This is a genomic window from Pseudomonas violetae (assembly GCF_023072615.1).
Lineage (GTDB): Bacteria > Pseudomonadota > Gammaproteobacteria > Pseudomonadales > Pseudomonadaceae > Aquipseudomonas > Aquipseudomonas violetae.
In genome coordinates this window covers 34,333-55,338 of the sequence record NZ_JAKNRW010000014.1, presented here as the reverse complement: position 1 = coordinate 55,338, position 21,006 = coordinate 34,333, and the positions used below count along the sequence as shown (strand labels likewise).

The following is a 21,006-nucleotide window of genomic DNA, read 5'->3' as shown; positions in this document are numbered from 1 at the left end:
CTGGCGTCAGGACGGGCTGCCGAGTTTGAGTAAAACCCGGCAGTGCCGGGTTACTCGGTTGACTACAGCCAGGGGCAAGGGTTCTATTTTTCTTCAGTTACTCGCGCCCGGGTGACCCGGTCCACAAGGTAGACCAGCCCGTGGTAATCGATTCCACCGTGTTGGCTCAGGCCGATTTCGCAGGTGCGGCTGGTGGATATCCCTTCGCTGCAGTACTGCACGGCATCCTTGAGCGAACGCAATGAATGTGCGTTCAATTCCGGCGTTGTAAAGCCTTTGTCGCCGGCAAAACCGCAGCAGTGGATGCCTTCGGGTATGACCACCTTGGTGCTGCATTTGCGCGCCAGGTCAATCAGCGCCTGGCTCTCGCCCAGGTGCTGGGTGCTACAGGTGACGTGGACGGCGATAGGCGCTTGCTGCGGGGTGAAGTCGAGGCGATCCATCAGGTGGGTACGGATGAATCGAACGGGGTCGTACAGGTCCAGGCGCACGTCGCCCAGGTCCTGGACCAGTCGCAAGGTGCAGGGGCTGGTGTCACAGTAGATCGGGTCGAGCCCGCCACGGCTGGCGTGCAGCAGCGCACCGATCAGCTCCTGACGCTTGTGTTCGGCCTGCTCGGCATAGCCCTTGGAGGCGAAAGGTTGACCGCAGCAGAGGCTGTCCAGATTGTCCGGGAAGATGACCTGGTAGCCGGCTTTTTCCAGCAAACCGCGGGTTTTTTCGTACAGCGACATCTGCTCGCTGTCGCCGGCTGATGGGCCCATGACTCGCGACACGCAGGCTGCCAGATACACCACCCGAGGGCGCTCGTCTGAGGGGGCCGGGCTGAAGCGAATGGCTTTTTCCGGCTGTGGCATGGCGTTGGTCCATTGTGGGACCTGGCCTTTGGACAGTTTTGTCAGGGTCGCCGATAACTTCGCCAAACGCGGCGCACCCAGCAGCATTCGTGCGCCGTTGGCCACATGCAGGGTGAAGCGCGCGCCTTGCAGCGCGGTGGCGAAATTGCCTTCCAGCCAGTCAGCGGTTTTCTTGCTGGTTGCCTTGCGACCACGAAGTTTTTTCACCAACTCGCCGGTATTGATTCCTACAGGACAGCGTTGCGCGCACAGCCCGGTAGCGGCGCAGGTGTCGATGCCTTGGTATTCGTAAGCGGCTTCAAGCTCGGAGGTGTCGACACCGGCGCGTTTCTTCGCCTGAATATCGCGCCAGATCACGATTCGCTGGCGCGGGCTCAAGGTCATTCCCTTGGAGGGGCAGACCGGTTCGCAGAAGCCACACTCGATGCACTTGTCCACAATCTCGTCGGCGGCGGGCAAGGGCTTGAGGTGCTTGAGATGGATCTGCGGGTCCTCGCTGAGCACCACATCCGGATTGAGAATGCCAGCGGGATCAAGCAGGCGCTTGAGTTGCCACATCAACTGGTAGGCATCGCTGCCCCATTCCAGTTCAACGAAGGGCGCCATGTTGCGTCCGGTGCCGTGTTCGGCCTTGAGCGACCCGCCAAACTCCACCGCGACCAGTTGCGCTACGTCGTCCATAAACGCCTGGTAGCGCGCGACTTCTTGCGGGTTGTTGAAGCCCTGAGTGAAGACGAAGTGCAGGTTGCCTTCCAGGGCGTGGCCGAACAGTATCGCTTCGTCGTAGTGATGTTTATCGAACAACTCGATCAGGCGGTTTACGCCGATCGCCAGCTGTTCCACAGGAAAGGTCACGTCTTCGATGATCACCGTGGTGCCGGTTTTACGCACGGCGCCGACAGCGGGGAAGGTGTCCTTGCGGATCGCCCAGAGTCGGGCGTTCTCGACGGGATCTTCAGTGAAGTCGACTTGTTTCTCCACAGGGAACGAAGTCAACGACGCCATGATCTGCGCCAGTTGTTCCTGCAGCAAAGTGGATGACGCGGCGCGGGATTCGATCAGCAGCGCGCAGGCATTGTTCGACAGCTGTTGTACGAAAGCCGGCATGCCGGGTTTGTCCTGCACCGAGCGCAGGCTTCGGCGGTCGAGCAGTTCCACGGCGGACACCGGCTGGCTCTTCAGCACGCTGACTGCATTGCAGCAGGTTTCGACATCCGGGAAGACGATCAGCGCCGAGGCTTTGTTGGGGTGATCTATTACGGTGTCGTAGGTCACTGCGCTGATAAAGCCCAACGTGCCTTCTGAACCCACCAGCAAGTGGCTCAAGATATCCACAGGCTCGTCGAAATCTACCAGGGCGTTGAGTGACAGGCCGGTGGTATTTTTCAGGCGGTATTTGTGGCGAATTCGCGCAGCCAGTTCGGTATTGGCGCGGGTTTCGCGGCCCAGTGTCGCCAGACGCTCCAGCAGTGCAGCGTGGCTCTGGCGAAATGCCGCGACACTTGTGGCGTCTTCGGTATCGAGCCGGCTGCCGTCAGCCAGCACCAAGCGAATGCCGGCCAGGGTGTGATAGGTATTCTGCGCAGTGCCGCAGCACATGCCGCTGGCGTTGTTGGCGACAATGCCGCCGATTTTGCAGGCGTTGATCGACGCCGGGTCCGGGCCGATCTTGCGTCCGAACGGCGCCAGCCATGCGTTGGCCTGCGCGCCGATCACCCCCGGTTGCAGGCGAATCTGTGTGCCCTTGCCGCGGATCTCGCGGCCGTTCCAGTTATCCCCAAGCACAATCAGCACCGAATCGCTGATGGCCTGGCCGGAGAGGCTGGTGCCCGCCGCGCGGAAGGTCACCGAAACCTGGTCCCGTTGCGCCAGCTGGAGCAACGCCACCACTTCGTCTTCGGACTCGACACGTATCACCAGCTGGGGAATCAGCCGGTAGAAGCTGGCGTCGGTACCGAACGCCAGCGTCGACAGCGGGTCGTCGAAGCGCCGCTCCTGGGGGATCAGTTGCTGCGCGTCGCGCAGGAAAGCCGCCGGTAAAGTCATTGGTCCTCCAGAATCAAAACCACCAGGTCTTTCGGACCGTGGGCGCCGTAGGCCAGCACTTGTTCGATGTCAGCGGTCTTCGACGGGCCGGACACCAGCAAGGCGTTGGTCGGCATGCCTTGTGCCCATTTGAATTCTTGCTGCACCTGATAAAAGTTGTCGCGGATTTCGCTCGCCTTGAGCAGGGCGAAATGCACCGGCGGTACCAGGCTCATCAACCGCGGCTCTTCCCGGGTTGGCCAGAGGATCAGGCTGCCGGTGGCGGCGATGGCGCCCAGGGTCGTGGTCAGGCTGGCCGGCGTGTCGTGGAACAGTTCGGCTTTCCATTCCTCGATCGGGCGATTGTAGGATTTGAGTGTTGGCAGCTGCGGATTGTTCGCCCAATGCTGAGTGACGCGTTGGCCGTGTGCAGTGGTCGGGGCGATCAGCAGACTCGGTAGCTGGCGATCCTTGACCAGTTGCGCGAGCAATGCCGGCCACTGTTCATCGCACGTCAGGTGAATCTCGGTGTGCACCGCTTCCATCAGCTTGCGCAGTTGCGGGATGCGTTGTTCGGGCGCATAGGTGTAGGGCGCTGTCAGCAGTTCGACGTCGAAGTCGTCAGGCACCGGCGTGGTTCCCGTCAGACTGTTGCGTAACTTACCGAGGATATTCTGCTTGGCACTCATCAACGATCTCCCTGTCTGGCCAGATGCTCGCGAGCCATGTCATGCAATGAACGGGCAGCCGGTTTTGGTGCGCTGTGGTTTTGGGTCCACGGGCCCATGCTGCTGGGCGTAAGGGCACGCAGGCGGGTGGCGAAGAAGCCGAACAGGCGATAGAGCGTCGGCGAACTGTTGAGCCTGGCCCAGGCGTTCCAGACGAACCGTTCCTTGCGCGAATACTTGCTGCCCTGGCCGCGCATTACCGGGTTCGGGCTGTCCGGGGCCTTGACGTTCTCTTCCCGCAGGCGACGCAGCAACGCGGGGATAGGGATTTTTACCGGGCAGACTTCACCGCACGCACCGCAGAGCGAAGAGGCGCTGGGGTGGTCCGGAACTTTCGCCAGGCCAACCATGTGTGGGGTGATGATTTTTCCGATCGGCCCTGGGTACACCTCGCCGTAGGCGTGGCCGCCGACTCGGGTGTAGACGGGGCAATGATTCATGCAGGCGCCGCAGCGGATGCAGTTGAGGGTCTGGCGCAATTCGCTGTCGGCGAAAGCCTGGCTGCGACCGTTGTCCAGCAGCACCAGGTGCACTTCCTGCGGGCCGTCGAGTTCATGTTCCTGGCGCGGGCCGGAGATCATGTTGACGTAGGTGGTGATCGGCTGGCCGAGGGCGGAACGAGTCAGCAGCGACAGCAGCGGCACCACGTCGCGCAGGTTCTCGACCACTTTTTCGATGCCGGTGACGGCAATGTGCACTGGCGGCACCGTGGTGGTCATGCGCCCGTTGCCTTCGTTTTCCACCAGCAGCAGGGTACCGGTTTCGGCCACGGCGAAGTTGACACCGGAGACGCCGATGTCTGCTTCGAAGAATTTCTGCCGCAGGACTTTGCGACCGATCTGAATGAGTTGGTCAACGTCCTTGGTGTACTCCACGCCAAGTTTGTCGTGGAACAAGGACGCGACCTGGCCGGCATTCTTGTGGATTGCCGGCATAATGATGTGTGAAGGCTTCTCGTGGTCGAGCTGGACGATGTACTCGCCCATGTCCGATTCCAGGCATTCAATGCCCCGATCAGCAAGGAAATGATTCATCTCCATTTCTTCGCTGACCATCGATTTGCCCTTGATCACTTGCCGCCCCTCGTGAGCGCGGATGATCGAGAGGACGATGCCATTGGCCTCGTCCACCGTTTCCGCCCAGTGCACTGTCACACCGTTGCGGGTCAGGTTCTGTTCAAGCTGCTCGAGCAGGTCGGGCAACTTGGATAAAGCACGGGCGCGGACGGCGTTGCCGAGCGCTCGCAGGTGTTCTCTTTCGTGGGCATCGCTGAAAGACGCTGCCCGTTTGCTCATCAATGAATCCATCGCCGTGCGAAAGTTATTTCGCAGCTGCGGGTCACCCAGTGCCGTGTGGGCTCGGGTGCGAAAATCTTCTTCTACGGCAACCGTAGGAATAATCGCGGAAGCGTTCATAGAACACCTCCGGTTCGCTGCCAAAGGAAACTGGCCAGGTGTAGGCCGCGCAACGATTCCTTCTGTTTCTCCAGCGAGCCGTTGATGTTCATCAGGCAACCGCAATCGGCACTCAGTACCTGATGCGCGCCGGACTCCTTCAACGACCGGGTCTTGTCAGCCACCATCGCGCCGGAAATGTCTGGCATACGGACGCTGAAAGTCCCACCGAAGCCACAGCATTCACTTTCGTGGCTGTGGTCGACTCGCTCCACGTTGCTCAGTTGCGACAACAACTCGCGACCGTGCAGGTGGGTGTTCATCTCACGACGCGCCGAACACGAGGTGTGCAACGCCACTTTTACCGGCTCGCCGCTGTCCTTGAGCTGCACCTTGCAGACAAACAGCAGGAACTCAGCCAGTTCATACGTCCGGGCCGCCAGTGCCTGAACCTGTTTCAGCGTTTGCGGCTCGTCCTTGAACAAGTCGGCATAGTGTTCGCGCAACATCCCGGCGCACGATCCCGACGGCACTACCACCGGGTAATCTCCGGCGAACAGCGCCAGTTGCGAGCGCGCGACGGTCCTTGCCTGCTCGGTGTAACCCGAGGTGTAGGCCGGTTGTCCGCAGCAGCTCTGCCCTTGCGGGTACTCGACCCGAATGCCTTCGCGTTCCAGCAAGCGGATCGCATCCATCCCGGCTTCGGGATAGAACAGATCCACCACGCAGGTCCCGAACAGGTAGACCCGTGACGGTTTCTCGCTGGGGTATTGCCGAGGCTCAGGTAGTGGCGGGGCCACGCGGGTCGCGTTCGGCACGGCGTTGTAAAAAAGCTCGCTCATCAGGCGTGTCTCCGGGTGGGCCCGGTTATCCATCCGCTGAGGCTGCTGAATATAGAGAGGGAAGCTTTCAGCAGCCTTACAGACCGGGTTGTGAATAGCTGACGCCGGAGTCGTGGTCCGGCGTCGGTTTTTTCGATGCTGCTTGCAGGTCTTAGTGCACCAGCATGCCGGTGAGCCAGTAGGCCTGGATGTAGGTGATCAGGCCGACGATCGTTGCAAAGAACAGGCTGTGCTTGAGGGTGAAGCGGAACAGATCCGACTCCTTGCCCACTAGGCCGGTCGCGGCGCAGGCCACGGCGATCGATTGCGGCGAGATCATCTTGCCGGTCACGCCGCCGCTGGTGTTTGCCGCTACCAGCAGCACATCACTGACGCCGATCTGGTGCGCGGTGGTCGCTTGCAACGAACTGAACAGCGCGTTGGACGACGTGTCGGAACCGGTCAGGAACACGCCCAGCCAGCCAAGGAACGGCGAGAAGAACGGGAAGGCCGCGCCGGTGCCTGCCAATACCAGCGCCATGGTCGAAGACATGCCCGAGTAGTTGGTGACGAAGGCAAATGCCAAGACCATGCCGATGGACAGAATCGGCCAACGCAGTTCGTAGATGGTCTCTCTAAAAGTGGTCAGACCAGTTTTGAAATTGATCTTCAGTACCAGCATCGAGATCAGTGCGGAGAAGAAAATCGCCGTGCCGGTGGCGGAAATCGGGTCGAGCTTGAACACCGCTGGAATGGCGGTCGGCGCAGTCACGATCGGTGCGACTTTAATCACCATCTGATCCAGGTGCGGAATCGCGAAGTTGAACACCCAGCTGTACATCGAGCCGCCGGCAGCAAACATTGCCTTGAACGGTTTGAGGGTCCAGATGGTGACCAGCACGGTGAGAATCAGGAACGGCGACCAGGCTTTGATGATTTCGAACAGGCTGTAAGGGGATGCCACGCTGGTGCGCGGTTGGCCGAAACCACCGGCGCTGGCGGTCACCACCGAGGCAGAGACGGCACCGGCGATGTGTTGGCCGGCGGCGCGTTTTGGCTGCCAGACTTTCAGGAACAGCGTCAGGGAAATCAGGCTGGCCAGGGCCGAGGTGATGTCCGGCAGCTCAGGACCGATGAAGTTCGACGTGAAGTATTGAGTGATTGCAAAGCTCAAGCCGGCGACCAGCGCAGCAGGCCAGGTCTCACGAACGCCGCGCAGGCCGTCCATCATGAACACCAGCCAGAACGGCACGAACAGCGACAGCAGCGGCAGTTGGCGACCGGTCATGGCGCCGATCTTGAACGCGTCGATTCCGGTCACTTGCCCGGCCACGATGATCGGAATCCCCAAGGCACCGAAGGCCACTGGCGCGGTGTTGGCGATCAGGCACAGGCCCGCGGCGTACAGTGGATTGAAGCCGAGTCCTACCAGCAATGCGGCGGTAATCGCTACCGGCGCACCGAAACCGGCAGCACCTTCCAGGAACGCACCGAAGCAGAAACCGATCAGCAGAACCTGCAAACGCTGGTCGTCGGTGATCGACAACACCGAGCTGCGGATGACCTCGAACTGACCACTCTTGACCGTCAGTTTGTAGAGGAACACAGCGGCGACAATGATCCACGCAATCGGCCACAGACCGTAGGCGAAGCCATAGCCTGCGGCGGCGAACGCCATGTCGACGGGCATCTGGAAAGCGAAGATTGCGACGGCGATGGACAGCGCCAGCGTGATACTGCCGGCCACGTGCCCTTTGAGGCGGAACACCGCCAACGCCAGGAAGAAAAACACGATGGGGATAACGGCGGCGAGCGCGGAGAAGCCAAGGCTGCCGAGCGGGGTATAGAGCTGTTGCCAGGTTTGCATATGGGGTGGCCCCTAATTGTTGTTGGTCAGGCACTGGTCAGCGTGCTTGGTTAATTGGTAATACCAATTTACAATCGCTGTTGGCTAGGGTAAAAGCCTTCTGGGGGGTGTGTCAATTTGCCGCCCGCAAACTTTCGTCTTAGGTGCGCCTGGCGGATCGATTTTTTCGTTCGACTTAACAGTGTCTGGCAGGTGCCTGCGCAGCGCCGATAGGCCAGAATAGAGAGCCCGGCGAGTGGTCGGGATCGTGGAGAAATGAGTCATGGGGTTTGATCAGATTCGCCAGCGCCGTTTGTCTGACGATATTGTCGAGCAACTCGAGGGGATGATTCTCGAGGGCACGCTGAAGGCCGGTGAGCGGTTGCCTGCCGAGCGTGCGCTGGCCGAGCAGTTCGGCGTTTCGCGGCCGTCTTTACGCGAAGCGATCCAGAAACTGGCGGCCAAGGGCTTGCTGGTCAGTCGTCAGGGGGGTGGCAACTATGTGGTGGAATCCCTGGGCACGACGTTCAGCGATCCGTTGCTGCATCTGCTGGAAAGCAACCCCGAGGCCCAGCGCGATCTGCTGGAGTTTCGTCACACCCTGGAAGCTTCATGCGCCTATTACGCGGCGTTGCGCGCTACCGATGTTGATCGCGAGCGACTGACTGCGGCATTCAATCAATTGCAGGACTGCTATACGCGACACGACGAAGTCAGTCGCGTGGAGGAGGGCGCCGCTGATGCGAAATTTCACCTGGCCATTGCCGAAGCCAGTCACAACGCGGTGTTGTTGCACACGATTCGTGGGCTGTTCGATCTGCTCAAGCGCAATGTCGTGACGAACATCGGCGGGATGTACAAGCAGCGCACGGAAACCCGCGACATGCTGATCACTCAGCATCGGGAGTTGTACCTGGCGATTATCGAGGGGCGTGCCGAGCAGGCGCGAGAAGTGTCCAGCAGGCATATCCTGTATGTGCAGGAAGTGCTAGAGGAAGTGCGTCAGGAAGTGCAGCGCATGGCTCGGGCGGAGCGGCGCAAGGGGATGTAGTCAGTACGCTTTGCAGGGTTTTCGAGATTGCATTCGCGAGCAGACCCGCTCCCACACTGGATTTGTGAGCGACACAAAACCAAATGTGGGGGCGGGCTTGCTCGCGAAAGCGGATTCAAGCAAAAAGAAAATTAATCTTCCTTGCCCTTGTTCCGCACCGCACGCTGCAGCTCTCGACCAGCGTCGCGCTCGCGTTCGGTATCGCGCTTGTCGTATTCCTTCTTGCCCTTGCCCAGAGCGATCTCGCACTTGACCATGTGCTTGCTCCAGTACCAGGACAGGCATACGCAGGCGTAACCCTTTTGCTGCACGGCCGCGGCCAGCTTTTCCAGCTCGCGCCGATTCAGCAGGAGCTTGCGCGTGCGAGTCGGGTCAGCAATGACGTGAGTGCTCGCGGTCATCAGTGGCGTGATATGGCTGCCGAGCAGCCAGGCTTCGCCATCCTTGAGCAGTACATAACTGTCAACCAGTTGTAGCTTGCTCGCCCGCAAACTCTTTACTTCCCAGCCGGCCAGGACCAGACCAGCCTCGAACCGATGTTCGATGAAGTAATCGTGTCGCGCCTTTTTATTTTGCGCGATGGTCCCTGTGGGGTGTTTCTTCTGTTTAGCCATAGGGGCGGCATTATAGGGAGTTGCAAGCGAGTCGGCTACGGTATCGCTACGTGCTTGAGCAGGTTGATTGAATCCCGGACAATGCGCGCTCTTTTTTGAACGCTTGGGCGTGATAACGATGTCGACAGACAAGGTTTCTGTCCACGGCAGTTGGGCTAGCCGCTGGGTCTTCATACTCGCCGCGACCGGTTCGGCCGTGGGCTTGGGTAGTATCTGGAAATTCCCCTACATGGTCGGCGTCTATGGCGGCGGCGCCTTTGTGCTGATGTTCCTGGCTTGCATCGCGCTAATCGGGATGCCGGTCATGCTGGCCGAAACCCTGATCGGCCGCCGCGCCCGGCAAAGCCCGGCGAATGCCCTGAAGGTGCTGGCAATCGAGGCGGGGCATTCGGGCAAGTGGTCTTGGGGCGCGTTCGCCGGCATGATCACAGCGTTGCTGATCCTGTCTTTCTATAGTGTGGTGGGTGGTTGGTCGCTGGATTACATCATCGACATGGGGCGCGGCGATTTCCAGGGCGTTACGCCTGATCAGGTCGGCGCCTATTTCGGCAATGTCATCGCCGACCCTTGGCGTCTGACACTTTGGCACACAATATTCATGCTTTTGTCGGCCGTGGTGATCGCCAAAGGTGTGGTCGCCGGGCTTGAGCGCAGCCTGCGAATCATGATGCCACTGCTGTTCGTGATGATCCTGGTGTTGCTGGGTTACAGCATGACCACCGGGCACTTCATGGAAGGCGTGCATTTCATGTTCGACTTCCATCCGGAAAAAGTCCTCGATGGCCTGCTACCTGCCATGGGCCATGCGTTCTTTTCCCTCAGCGTCGGCGTTGGTTCGATCATGATCTACGGCGCCTACATGCCGAAAGATTCGTCAATTTCCGGCACGGTTGTCGGTGTGGCGCTGCTGGATACCTTTGTGTCCCTGGTCGCCGGATTGGCCCTGTTCCCGATCGTGTTTGCTGCCGGCCTGAACCCAAGCGAAGGCCCGGGGCTGATGTTTGTCAGCCTGCCTTTCGCCTTCGGCAACGTAGCCTTCGGCCAGATGATGGGCGTAGTGTTCTTCGTACTGGTGGCCGTCGCGGCCTGGAGCTCGGCGATTTCCCTGCTCGAGCCGATGGTGGCTTACCTGGTTGAGCGGACCAAGGTCCGTCGGGCCTGGGTCACATTCTGGCTGGCTTTCACTTGCTGGTTTGTCGGGCTGGGCACGGTGTTTTCCTTCAATATCTGGAAAGAAGCCAAGTTTTTCGTGAACGAAGGCGGGATGTTTCACCTCTATCAATGGGGTGCGGCCGGGGGATTGGACTTTTTCGGCGTGATCGATTTCTTCACCTCGCGAGTCATGCTGCCCCTTGGTGGACTATGTTTCGTGATGTTTGCAGGCTGGGTGATGGGCCGTGAAGCGGTGCGTGACGAATTGTCGATCCGCAACCCGGCACTGTTCGCCTTGTCCCTGTTTTTGATGCGCTATGTGGCGCCCATCGGCATTCTTGTAGTGTTTGCCGCCCAGCTGTGGAAGTGACGCTGACATGACGACCCATATTCAACGTTCGGCCCTGCTGCCGTATCCGGCACAAGCGCTGTATGACCTGGTCAATGACGTGGCGCGGTATCCGGAATTCCTGCCCTGGTGCTCGTCTGCCGAGGTCCTGGAGAGTTCTGCCGAGCATATGCGCGCCAGTGTCGGCGTGGCGAAGGGTGGCCTCAGCCAGCATTTCGTGACGCGCAATACACTGGTGCCCGGCCAGTCCATCGAGATGAACCTGGAAGAAGGTCCGTTCAATCAGCTGCATGGCGTCTGGGTGTTCAAGCCGTTGGGCGAGAAGGCCTGCAAGATCAGCCTCGACCTGTCGTTTGATTATGCGGGACCGATTGTTCGCGCGACCTTGGGGCCTCTGTTCAATCAGGCCGCCAATACACTGGTGGATGCGTTCTGCCAGCGTGCCAAGCAAATGCATGGTTAAGGCCATGATCGACGTTGAGGTGGTGTATGCCGCCGTTGATCGACAGATGCTGTTTGGGGTGAGCGTGCCGCCAGGTCTGACCGTGCGCGAGGTTGTGCGGCGCTCCGGGGTTGCTGAAGAGTTCCCCGAGCTGAATCTTGCCGAGTGCCCGATAGGGATCTTCGGCAAAGTGGTTTCAGATCCGCAGAGTCGGCTAGCCCGGGCAGGTGACCGGATCGAGATTTACCGGCCATTGCTGGCCGATCCCAAAGAAGTTCGGCGCCTGCGCGCGGCGAAAGCGGCTGAGGCCAGGTCGCGTAATCAGTAGTGGCTGAATTGCAGACAATAAAAAACCCGGCGTGCCGGGTTTTTTATTGCGTCGCAAATTATTGCGGCGAAGTGTCCAGAGGCTCCGGAGTCGGGACCGGAACGGTTTCTACGCCGTCCACGTCCTTCTGGATCTGGTCCAGCAACGAGCCGGGCTTGACCGGTTTTTCCGGTTTCGGCTTCTCGACGTTTTCTGCAGGCGCGGTCACATTAGTGCCGCTATCCTGCCCGAGAATGGCTTCGTCACGGCTGACTCCCGGCATGAAATCACCGGAAAGGCTGACAAGCTGGTCATTTGGGTTGAAGATAACGCTAATGCGTTCCTGTTGGCGTTCACCGCCACCGGGTTGCAGGCTATACAGATAATCCCAGCGATCGGCATGGAACGTGTCAGTCAGCAGAGGGTTACCCATGATAAACCGTACTTGCCGGCGGGTCATTCCCGGGCGTAACTGGTCTATCATGTCCTGCGTGACGACATTGCCCTGCTGGATGTCGATTTTGTAAACCCCGGGGAATGAACAACCGGCGAGTGCGAGCAGTCCCACAAAGGTGAAACTGGTTAGCAAGAGCTTGGTGTTTTGCATCGGTGGGCGACTTCCACTATCTTGGCTGGGACAACGTAAACGCCGATCATACCCGCATTAAGAGAAGCTGCGAAGCAGCATCGCGAGAAAGCTGACCATGGTTGAAAATAGCGAACTACGCAAAGCCGGCCTCAAAGTGACCCTTCCACGGGTCAAAATTCTGCAAATGCTCGATTCCGCCGAGCAACGCCACATGAGTGCCGAGGACGTCTACAAGGCGCTGATGGAGGCTGGTGAGGACGTCGGTCTGGCCACGGTTTATCGTGTACTGACCCAGTTCGAGGCAGCTGGCCTTGTGGTGCGGCACAACTTCGACGGAGGCCATGCGGTCTTCGAGCTGGACGACGGCAAGCATCACGACCATATGGTCAACGTCGAAACCAGCGAAGTGATCGAATTCTTCGACGAAGAAATCGAGCGTCTGCAGAAAGCCATCGTCGACAAGTATGGCTTTGAGATGGTTGATCACAATCTTGTGTTGTACGTGCGCAAGAAAAAGTAAGCATGTCGCGTGAACTCAGGTTCGCGAAACGAGCGAAGGCGACCCCAGGGTCGCCTTCGCGCTTTCTGCCCGGTTAAATTTTTGCGGTTACCACCATCTTTTTCGCGTGAGCGAGGGATTCCTTGGTGAGGTCGATGCCTCCGAGCATTCGCGCCACTTCTTCCACTCGATCGTTCTTGCTCAGCTTGGACACCGCGGTACGGGTCGCGTCTTCCCCACGCACCTTGTGCACAAATAGATGCTGATGACCCTGGGCGGCCACCTGAGGCAAGTGAGTTACCGTCAGCACCTGGCCACGCTCGCCGAGGCGGCGCAGCAGCTGGCCGACGATTTCTGCGGTTGGGCCGCCGATGCCGACATCCACTTCGTCAAATACCAGGGTGGGCACTCGTGAGGTCTGGGCGGTGATGACCTGAATGGCCAGGCTGATCCGCGACAACTCGCCGCCTGAGGCCACCTTTGCCAAGGCTTTGAGCGGCTGGCCAGGGTTGGCGCTGACCAGCAATTCGACTTGCTCAAGCCCGTTTGGCAGCAGCTCATCACTGGTGTTGGGGCGCAGTTCGATGCTGAAGCGCCCGCCGGGCATGCCCAGGCGCTGGATTTCCTCTTCCACCGCGCTGGCCAGGCTGCCCGCTGCCTGGTGGCGCAGGTCGCTCAGATCGCGCGCTTTCTCGTGATAATGCCGGGCGTATGACGCCAACTCGTCACTCAAACGCTCGATGGATTCGTCGTTGGCATTCAGTGTCTCGATTTCATCCAGCAGTTTCTGCTGCATTTCCGCGACTTCTGTCGGCTGGATACGGTGTTTGCGTGCCATGGTGTAGATCGCATCCAGGCGCTCTTCCAGGAACTGCAGGCGCGCCGGGTCGGCATCGAAGTTGTCGAGAAAGCGGTTCAGTTCGCCCACGGCTTCTTCGACCTGGATCTGTGCGCTGGTCAGCAAGCTGCTGGCTTCGCCCAGGGCGCCGATGGAATTGTTGACGCTCGACAGACGATTGAGGCTGGCAGTCAGTGCGTTCAGGACATTTCCGGAATCGCTTTCACTGCACTGCTCGACTACCTGGCGGCAGATGCCCAGGAGTGTCTCGGCGTTGGTCAGATTCTTGTGTTCTTGCTCCAGCTGTTCCAGCTCGTTTTCACCAAGGCCCAGGTTTTCGAGCTCTTCAAGCTGGTAGCTGAGCAGTTGGTGGCGGGCACGCTGTTCGTCGCCGGAGTTGGAGAGGCGGTCCAGCTCGTGGCGGGTCTGGCGCCAGCGCTGGGCGGCCAGTTGAACATGGCGGGCCAGGTCGGTTGCGCCGGCATACTCGTCGAGCAGGCGGCGGTGGGTATCGGTCTTCAGCAAGGACTGGTGTTCGTGCTGGCTGTGGATGTCGATCAGCAATTCGCCCAGGGACTTTAGGTCGCCGAGGGGGCAAGGGGTGCCGTTGATGTAGCCGCGCGAACGTCCCTCGGCGGTAATGACCCGGCGCAGGATGCACGGTCCGTCGCTTTCGAGGTCGCGCTCGGCCAACCACGCACTGGCTTCCGGGATGTCGATCAGGTCGAAGGTGGCCAGGATGTCGGCCTTGTCTGCGCCGGGACGCACCACTCCGCTGTCGGCACGATCGCCCAGGGTCAGGCCCAGGGCGTCGAGCATGATCGACTTGCCGGCGCCGGTTTCCCCTGTGATCACGCTCATCCCGCGATCAAGTTCCAGATCGAGATGTTCAACGATGGCGTAGTTGTGTACAGACAGGTGCACCAGCATAGGGGCCGCTCCCAGGTGTTAGGTCTGGTTATTTATACAGTGTTTTCATTCTGGCTGACAATGCCCTCGCTTAGCTCGATTTGCTTGATCCGACGAAACCCTTAGTGCTGTGTGGAATCACAATGCAGCTCTTTTTGTAGGGTTAATCCGGTCCACCCCTTGAAGCTGGTTTTTGCGGCCCCATATAGCTGGACAGAAGCGCGAGTTGAGCTCGCGGACGTAATTGAAAGGAGAAATCTATGGCTGACGAACAGACAGTGGATACGCAAAATCCAGACGCCAATCAGGCGCCCGAGAGTTCGGGTGATGACCTGGCAACCCGTGTACAAGTGCTCGAAGAGCAACTGGCAGGCGCGCAGGATCAGGCTTTGCGTGTAGCCGCCGATCTGCAGAACGTCCGCCGTCGCGCCGAGCAGGATGTAGAAAAGGCTCACAAGTTCGCCCTGGAAAAATTCGCCGGCGACCTGCTGCCGATTATCGACAGCCTCGAGCGTGGCCTGGAGTTGTCCAGCCCGGACGACGAAAGCATCCGCCCGATGCGCGAAGGCATCGAGCTGACCCTGAAAATGTTCCAGGACACCCTGAAGCGTTATCAGCTGGAAGCAATCGACCCGCATGGCGAACCGTTCAACGCCGTTCAACATCAGGCGATGGCCATGCAGGAAAGTGCCGATGTCGAGCCGAACAGCGTGCTCAAGGTGTTCCAGAAGGGCTACCAGCTCAACGGACGCCTGCTGCGCCCGGCCATGGTCGTGGTCAGCAAGGCGCCTGCGCCAGTTTCGCCTTCTATTGATGAGCAGGCTTGAAATTAGCCGCAAGGCCCCCATTTAGAAGTCAAGCGTTTAAGTGCTACCGCAGTTAGCCACCACTGCTGCGGCAACCAAATCCAAAGTTTCGGGAGAGTTAACATGGGCAAAATTATCGGTATCGACCTGGGGACTACCAACTCCTGCGTCTCCGTGCTTGAAAACGGCGTAGCCAAAGTTATTGAAAACGCTGAAGGCACCCGCACCACGCCGTCGATCGTGGCTTACGCCAACGATGGCGAAATCCTGGTTGGCCAGTCGGCCAAGCGTCAGGCAGTGACCAATCCGCACAACACCCTGTACGCGGTGAAGCGTCTGATCGGTCGTAAGTTCGACGAAGAAGTCGTACAGAAAGACATCAAGATGGTCCCGTACAAAATCGCCAAGGCTGACAACGGCGACGCATGGGTTGAAGTGAACGGCCAGAAAATGTCGCCGCCACAGATCTCGGCTGAAATTCTGAAGAAAATGAAGAAGACCGCCGAAGACTACCTTGGCGAGCCGGTGACCGAAGCGGTAATTACCGTTCCGGCCTACTTCAACGACAGCCAGCGCCAGGCGACCAAAGACGCCGGCCGCATCGCGGGCCTGGACGTTAAACGTATCATCAACGAACCAACCGCAGCCGCTCTGGCCTACGGTATGGACAAAGCGAAAGGCGATCACACCGTGATCGTTTACGATTTGGGTGGCGGTACTTTCGACGTTTCCGTGATCGAAATCGCTGAAGTCGATGGCGAGCACCAATTCGAAGTATTGGCCACCAACGGTGACACGTTCCTGGGCGGTGAAGACTTTGACATTCGTCTGATCGACTACCTCGTTGACGAATTCAAGAAAGAAAGCGGCATGAACCTTAAAGGTGACCCGCTGGCCATGCAGCGCCTGAAAGAAGCCGCTGAAAAAGCCAAGATCGAACTGTCTTCGAGCAATTCGACCGACGTGAACCTGCCGTACATCACTGCAGACGCTACCGGTCCTAAGCACTTGAACGTGAAAATCTCCCGCGCCAAGCTGGAAGCGCTGGTGGAGGACCTGGTTCAACGCACCATCGAACCATGCCGCATCGCTCTGAAAGACTCCGGTATCGACGTTGGCGCGATCAACGACGTGATCCTGGTCGGCGGTCAGACCCGTATGCCACTGGTTCAGAAGCTGGTAACCGAGTTTTTCGGTAAAGAAGCTCGTAAAGACGTGAACCCGGACGAAGCCGTTGCCATGGGTGCTGCCATCCAGGGCGCAGTATTGGCCGGCGATGTGAAAGACGTTCTGCTGCTCGACGTCAGCCCGCTGACCCTGGGTATCGAAACCATGGGTGGCGTGATGACTGCGCTGATCGAGAAAAACACCACGATTCCTACCAAGAAATCGCAAGTGTTCTCGACTGCTGACGACAACCAGGGCGCAGTGACCATTCACGTGCTGCAAGGTGAGCGTAAACAGGCCGCACAGAACAAGTCCCTGGGCAAGTTCGACCTGGCCGAGATTCCACCAGCACCACGTGGCGTGCCACAAATTGAAGTGACCTTCGACATCGACGCCAACGGCATCCTGCACGTCGGTGCCAAGGACAAGGCCACTGGCAAGACTCAGTCGATCGTGATCAAGGCTAACTCGGGTCTGTCCGAGGAAGAAATTCAGCAGATGATTCGCGATGCTGAAACCAACGCCGACGCAGATCGTCAGTTTGAAGAGCTGGCCGCTGCCCGCAACCAGGGTGATGCGCTGGTGCACTCGACTCGCAAAATGATCGCTGATGCTGGTGACAAGGTGAGCGCTGAAGAGAAGACTGCAATCGAAGCTGCTGTGGTAGCCCTGGAAGCCGCTGTCAAAGGCGACGACAAGGCTGCGATCGAAGCCAAGGTTGAAGAACTGTCGAAAGTCTCCGCTCCAGTGGCGCAGAAGATGTACGCCGAACAGGCCCAGCCTGCTGAAGGCGCTGCGCAGCAGGACGAAAAGGCTGAGAAGGCTGATGACGTCGTCGACGCCGAGTTCGAAGAAGTAAAAGACCAGAAGTAAGTTGTTGGTCGCCCGGTTGACTGCCTTCAGGCGGTGACTGGTAGGATGTCGCCGCGCGGGAGCCTGCTCCCGCGTTGGCGTGTCTGGAGTACGAGAATTTTTACCGCATGCGACAACGTTCGCCTGTGGGTGGTATGGCCGAGGATGCTCCTGCTTTTCGCGCCGCAAGTACCGCAATGAATCAAAGACCAGGATCGTTGAATTGACGTGAGTTGGGTCCGGGCCTGTATTGGGGCTCAACGAGTTTGGCAAGGCTCAGGAGAGGTTTGCCGGACGTCCTCAAGAGTGCAAAGACTTATGGCAAAGCGTGACTATTACGAAGTGTTGGGTGTTGAGCGCGGCTCAAGCGAAGCAGACCTGAAGAAGGCCTACCGCCGCCTGGCAATGAAGCATCACCCGGACCGTAATCCCGATGACAAAGCATCGGAAGAGATGTTCAAGGAGGCCAACGAGGCCTACGAAGTGCTATCTGATTCCAGCAAGCGCGCGGCCTACGACCAGTATGGTCATGCCGGCGTCGATCCGAGCATGGGTGGCGGTGGCGCCGGTTTCGGTGGTCAGAATTTCTCCGACATCTTTGGTGATGTCTTCAGTGATTTCTTCGGTAGCGGTCGCGGCGGTGCTCGTGGCGGCGCCCAGCGCGGCAGCGATTTGCGCTACACGCTGGAGCTGAACCTGGAAGAAGCGGTGCGCGGAACTACCGTGAATATCCGCGTTCCGACATTGGTCAATTGCAAGCCGTGCGATGGCTCGGGTGCCAAGAAGGGCTCGGCGCCTGTTACCTGCCCGACCTGTGGCGGCATTGGCCAGGTTCGTATGCAGCAAGGCTTCTTCTCGGTGCAGCAGACCTGCCCGCGCTGCCATGGCCAGGGCAAGATCATTTCCGACCCGTGCGATTCCTGTCACGGCGAAGGACGTATCGAAGAGTACAAGACCCTGTCGGTGAAAGTGCCGGCCGGTGTCGATACCGGTGACCGCATCCGCCTGTCCGGCGAGGGTGAGGCGGGTGCCCAAGGTGGCCCGACTGGCGACCTCTATGTGGTGATCAACGTGCGCGAGCACGCGATCTTCCAGCGCGACGGCAAGCATCTGTTTTGTGAAGTGCCTATCAGCTTCGTCGACGCGGCGCTGGGTGGTGAATTGGAGATTCCGACCCTTGATGGTCGAGTCAAGCTGAAGATTCCTGAAGGTACCCAGACCGGCAAGCAGTTCCGGGTTCGCGGCAAAGGCGTTGCGCCGGTGCGCGGTGGTGGTGCCGGTGACCTGATGTGCCGGGTGGCGGTCGAAACCCCAGTGAACCTGGGTCGTCGTCAGCGTGAATTACTGGAAGAGTTCCGCAGTTCGCTCGCAGACGACAACAGCCAGTCGCCGAAAACCACCGGCTGGTTCGAAGGTGTGAAACGCTTCTTCGGCGATCTGTAAGGAGATGGGCATGCGACGTATTGCAGTGATGGGCGCCGCCGGGCGCATGGGCAAAACCCTGATAGAAGCCGTGCAACAAACTCCGGGCGCCGGCCTGACTGCGGCTGTGGATCGTCCTGACAGCACGCTGGTTGGTGCGGATGCCGGTGAGCTGGCGGCGCTGGGGCGTATTGGCGTTCCGCTGTCAGGTGACCTGGCCCGGGTAGTCGACGAGTTCGACGTGCTGATCGATTTCACTCACCCGACAGTGACCCTGAAGAACCTTGCATTCTGCCGCAAACACGGCAAGGCGATGATCATCGGCACTACGGGTTTCAGTGTCGAAGAAAAGCAGTTGCTGGCCGAGGCGGGCAAGGACATTCCAATTGTCTTTGCTGCCAATTTCAGCGTCGGCGTCAACCTGTGCCTGAAACTGCTCGATACTGCCGCGCGGGTGCTGGGTGATGATGTCGATATCGAAATCACCGAGGCTCACCATCGGCATAAAGTCGATGCGCCTTCAGGCACTGCCGTGCGCATGGGTGAAGTGATTGCCGATGCCCTCGGCCGTGATCTGAAGAAGGTTGCGGTGTACGGTCGTGAGGGTCAGACCGGCGCTCGTGAGCGCGAGACCATCGGTTTTGCCACCGTGCGTGCCGGCGACATTGTTGGCGATCACACGGTGCTGTTCGCCGCCGACGGTGAGCGCGTAGAGATCACCCATAAGGCATCCAGTCGCATGACCTTCGCCAAAGGTGCGGTGCGTGCCGCATTGTGGCTGGACGGGCGTGAGCCTGGTCTGTACGACATGCAAGACGTGCTCGACCTGCGTTAAGATGCACCCGAAATCGGGCTCGCGCGCAGCGTTTGAGCCCGTTTTTACTCCGCCAAGCGACGTCCTGTCGCATTCTCCAGCCTTTAAGGCTCATTGGCGGTAGACCAAAAATGCCTTTTTCTGTAAGCTACAGCTTTAGTGTGTTCACTAAAAGCGCGCAGAATAATTCAGTGAATGAGCGGGGTGACGTGTCCATACGTCACTCCGCTTTTTTACACCTGCGATCGCCCTTTCAGGCTTTATTTACGGGAGGTCTTCTTGACTAAGCCAGCCATACTCGCCCTTGCTGATGGCAGCATTTTTCGCGGCGAAGCAATTGGAGCCGACGGTCAAACCGTTGGTGAGGTGGTGTTCAATACCGCCATGACCGGCTATCAGGAAATCCTTACCGATCCTTCCTACGCCCAACAGATCGTTACCCTGACTTACCCGCACATCGGCAACACCGGTACTACGCCGGAAGATGCCGAGTCTGACCGCGTCTGGTCCGCTGGCCTGGTCATCCGTGACTTGCCACTGGTTGCGAGCAACTGGCGCAACACGATGTCCCTGTCCGATTACCTGAAAGCCAACAACGTCGTGGCCATCGCCGGTATCGACACCCGTCGCCTGACCCGCATCCTGCGTGAGAAAGGCGCACAGAACGGCTGCATCATGGCCGGCGACAACATCTCGGAAGAAGCCGCCATTGCCGCCGCCCAGGGTTTCCCTGGCCTCAAGGGCATGGACCTGGCGAAAGTCGTCAGCACCAAAGAACAGTACGAATGGCGCTCGACGGTCTGGGACCTGAAAACCGACAGTCACGCGACTATCGACGCTTCGGAGTTGCCGTACCACGTGGTTGCCTACGACTACGGCGTGAAGCTGAACATTCTGCGCATGCTGGTCGAGCGCGGCTGCCGCGTTACTGTGGTTCCGGCCCAGACGCCAGCGGCTGACGTGCTCGCGCTGAAACCGGATGGCGTGTTCCTGTCCAACGGCCCGGGTGACCCGGAGCCATGCGACTACGCGATCCAGGCAATCAAGGACGTGCTGGAAACCGAGATCCCGGTATTCGGTATCTGCCTCGGTCACCAGTTGCTGGCCCTGGCCTCCGGTGCCAAGACCCTGAAAATGGGCCACGGCCACCATGGTGCCAACCACCCGGTGCAGGACCTGGACAGCGGCGTAGTGATGATCACCAGCCAGAACCACGGTTTTGCGGTGGACGAGGCGACCCTGCCAGCCAACGTCCGGGCGATCCACAAATCGCTGTTCGACGGCACCTTGCAAGGGATCGAGCGTACCGACAAGAGCGCCTTCAGCTTCCAGGGTCACCCTGAAGCCAGCCCTGGCCCGAACGACGTAGCGCCTCTGTTCGATCGCTTCATCAATGAAATGGCCAAGCGACGCTAATCGCTGGTACTGATGCAGCATAGCTTGAGGGTGGTCCCGAGACCGGCGGCCCCCTCAAGGCTTCACAGATTGAACAAGACGGCTTGCCGACTGACCTGCGGATTTGAG

Annotated in this window: 18 protein-coding genes; 10 read left to right on the top strand and 8 right to left on the bottom strand. The window is 59.3% G+C overall.

Annotated features, from left to right (window positions below; translation table 11 throughout):
• Window positions 1-83: 83 nt before the first annotated feature.
• From L9059_RS17375 to L9059_RS17355, 5 genes are all read right to left on the bottom strand, one after another.
• Window positions 84-2,903 carry an FAD-binding and (Fe-S)-binding domain-containing protein gene (locus L9059_RS17375; RefSeq protein ID WP_247292198.1) on the bottom strand — a complete coding sequence of 940 codons (2,820 nt, stop codon included), beginning with the start codon at window positions 2,901-2,903 and terminating at the stop codon, window positions 84-86.
• A complete protein-coding gene (locus L9059_RS17370; protein WP_247292197.1) occupies window positions 2,900-3,571 on the bottom strand; it encodes a LutC/YkgG family protein in 672 nt (223 codons plus the stop codon). Before L9059_RS17370 ends, L9059_RS17375 begins: the two co-directional genes overlap by 4 nt.
• The gene (locus L9059_RS17365; RefSeq protein WP_247292196.1) at window positions 3,571-5,025 is read right to left on the bottom strand and encodes a LutB/LldF family L-lactate oxidation iron-sulfur protein; all 1,455 of its coding nucleotides are present in this window, start codon (window positions 5,023-5,025) and stop codon (window positions 3,571-3,573) included. The genes L9059_RS17370 and L9059_RS17365 overlap by 1 nt, the downstream gene beginning before the upstream one ends.
• Window positions 5,022-5,846 carry a (Fe-S)-binding protein gene (locus L9059_RS17360; RefSeq protein ID WP_247292195.1) on the bottom strand — a complete coding sequence of 275 codons (825 nt, stop codon included), beginning with the start codon at window positions 5,844-5,846 and terminating at the stop codon, window positions 5,022-5,024. Before L9059_RS17360 ends, L9059_RS17365 begins: the two co-directional genes overlap by 4 nt.
• A 151-nt stretch (window positions 5,847-5,997) precedes the next feature.
• The gene (locus tag L9059_RS17355) at window positions 5,998-7,692 is read right to left on the bottom strand and encodes a lactate permease LctP family transporter (protein WP_247292194.1); all 1,695 of its coding nucleotides are present in this window, start codon (window positions 7,690-7,692) and stop codon (window positions 5,998-6,000) included.
• Window positions 7,693-7,954: 262 nt separating this feature from the next.
• On the opposite strand from L9059_RS17355, the gene L9059_RS17350 reads away from it, so the two are divergent.
• The gene (locus L9059_RS17350) at window positions 7,955-8,722 is read left to right on the top strand and encodes a GntR family transcriptional regulator (RefSeq protein ID WP_247292193.1); all 768 of its coding nucleotides are present in this window, start codon (window positions 7,955-7,957) and stop codon (window positions 8,720-8,722) included.
• Between the two features lie 131 nt (window positions 8,723-8,853).
• On the opposite strand, the gene smpB is transcribed toward L9059_RS17350, so the two are convergent.
• Window positions 8,854-9,336 carry an SsrA-binding protein SmpB gene (gene smpB, locus L9059_RS17345; RefSeq protein ID WP_028623113.1) on the bottom strand — a complete coding sequence of 161 codons (483 nt, stop codon included), beginning with the start codon at window positions 9,334-9,336 and terminating at the stop codon, window positions 8,854-8,856.
• Window positions 9,337-9,454: 118 nt separating this feature from the next.
• On the opposite strand from smpB, the gene L9059_RS17340 reads away from it, so the two are divergent.
• Genes L9059_RS17340 through L9059_RS17330 form a run of 3 tightly spaced genes read left to right on the top strand, consistent with a single transcriptional unit; the run spans window position 9,455 to window position 11,607 of the window.
• Window positions 9,455-10,858 carry a sodium-dependent transporter gene (locus L9059_RS17340; RefSeq protein ID WP_247292192.1) on the top strand — a complete coding sequence of 468 codons (1,404 nt, stop codon included), beginning with the start codon at window positions 9,455-9,457 and terminating at the stop codon, window positions 10,856-10,858.
• Between the two features lie 7 nt (window positions 10,859-10,865).
• Window positions 10,866-11,300, top strand: coding sequence for a type II toxin-antitoxin system RatA family toxin (locus tag L9059_RS17335; RefSeq protein WP_247292191.1), 435 nt, complete (start codon window positions 10,866-10,868; stop codon window positions 11,298-11,300).
• Window positions 11,293-11,607 carry an RnfH family protein gene (locus L9059_RS17330; RefSeq protein ID WP_247292190.1) on the top strand — a complete coding sequence of 105 codons (315 nt, stop codon included), beginning with the start codon at window positions 11,293-11,295 and terminating at the stop codon, window positions 11,605-11,607. Before L9059_RS17335 ends, L9059_RS17330 begins: the two co-directional genes overlap by 8 nt.
• A 58-nt stretch (window positions 11,608-11,665) precedes the next feature.
• On the opposite strand, the gene L9059_RS17325 is transcribed toward L9059_RS17330, so the two are convergent.
• Window positions 11,666-12,193: an outer membrane protein assembly factor BamE gene (locus L9059_RS17325; RefSeq protein ID WP_247292189.1), complete on the bottom strand. Its 528-nt coding sequence runs from the start codon at window positions 12,191-12,193 to the stop codon at window positions 11,666-11,668.
• Window positions 12,194-12,290: 97 nt separating this feature from the next.
• On the opposite strand from L9059_RS17325, the gene fur reads away from it, so the two are divergent.
• Window positions 12,291-12,695, top strand: a complete 405-nt coding sequence (gene fur / locus L9059_RS17320; protein ID WP_003197684.1) for a ferric iron uptake transcriptional regulator — start codon at window positions 12,291-12,293, stop codon at window positions 12,693-12,695.
• A gap of 73 nt (window positions 12,696-12,768) precedes the next feature.
• On the opposite strand, the gene recN is transcribed toward fur, so the two are convergent.
• Window positions 12,769-14,442 carry a DNA repair protein RecN gene (gene recN / locus L9059_RS17315; protein ID WP_247292188.1) on the bottom strand — a complete coding sequence of 558 codons (1,674 nt, stop codon included), beginning with the start codon at window positions 14,440-14,442 and terminating at the stop codon, window positions 12,769-12,771.
• A gap of 239 nt (window positions 14,443-14,681) precedes the next feature.
• Here recN and grpE point away from each other — a divergent pair, with 239 nt between their 5' ends.
• The 5 genes from grpE (at window position 14,682) to carA (ending at window position 20,898) form a co-directional block, all read left to right on the top strand.
• Window positions 14,682-15,248: a nucleotide exchange factor GrpE gene (gene grpE, locus L9059_RS17310; protein WP_247292187.1), complete on the top strand. Its 567-nt coding sequence runs from the start codon at window positions 14,682-14,684 to the stop codon at window positions 15,246-15,248.
• Between the two features lie 102 nt (window positions 15,249-15,350).
• The gene (gene dnaK / locus L9059_RS17305; RefSeq protein ID WP_247292186.1) at window positions 15,351-17,267 is read left to right on the top strand and encodes a molecular chaperone DnaK; all 1,917 of its coding nucleotides are present in this window, start codon (window positions 15,351-15,353) and stop codon (window positions 17,265-17,267) included.
• A gap of 297 nt (window positions 17,268-17,564) precedes the next feature.
• The gene (gene dnaJ, locus L9059_RS17300; protein WP_247292185.1) at window positions 17,565-18,689 is read left to right on the top strand and encodes a molecular chaperone DnaJ; all 1,125 of its coding nucleotides are present in this window, start codon (window positions 17,565-17,567) and stop codon (window positions 18,687-18,689) included.
• Window positions 18,690-18,699: 10 nt separating this feature from the next.
• Window positions 18,700-19,503, top strand: a complete 804-nt coding sequence (gene dapB / locus L9059_RS17295; protein WP_162437898.1) for a 4-hydroxy-tetrahydrodipicolinate reductase — start codon at window positions 18,700-18,702, stop codon at window positions 19,501-19,503.
• Between the two features lie 258 nt (window positions 19,504-19,761).
• Window positions 19,762-20,898, top strand: a complete 1,137-nt coding sequence (gene carA / locus L9059_RS17290) for a glutamine-hydrolyzing carbamoyl-phosphate synthase small subunit (RefSeq protein ID WP_247292184.1) — start codon at window positions 19,762-19,764, stop codon at window positions 20,896-20,898.
• The last annotated feature ends 108 nt before the right edge of the window (window positions 20,899-21,006 follow it).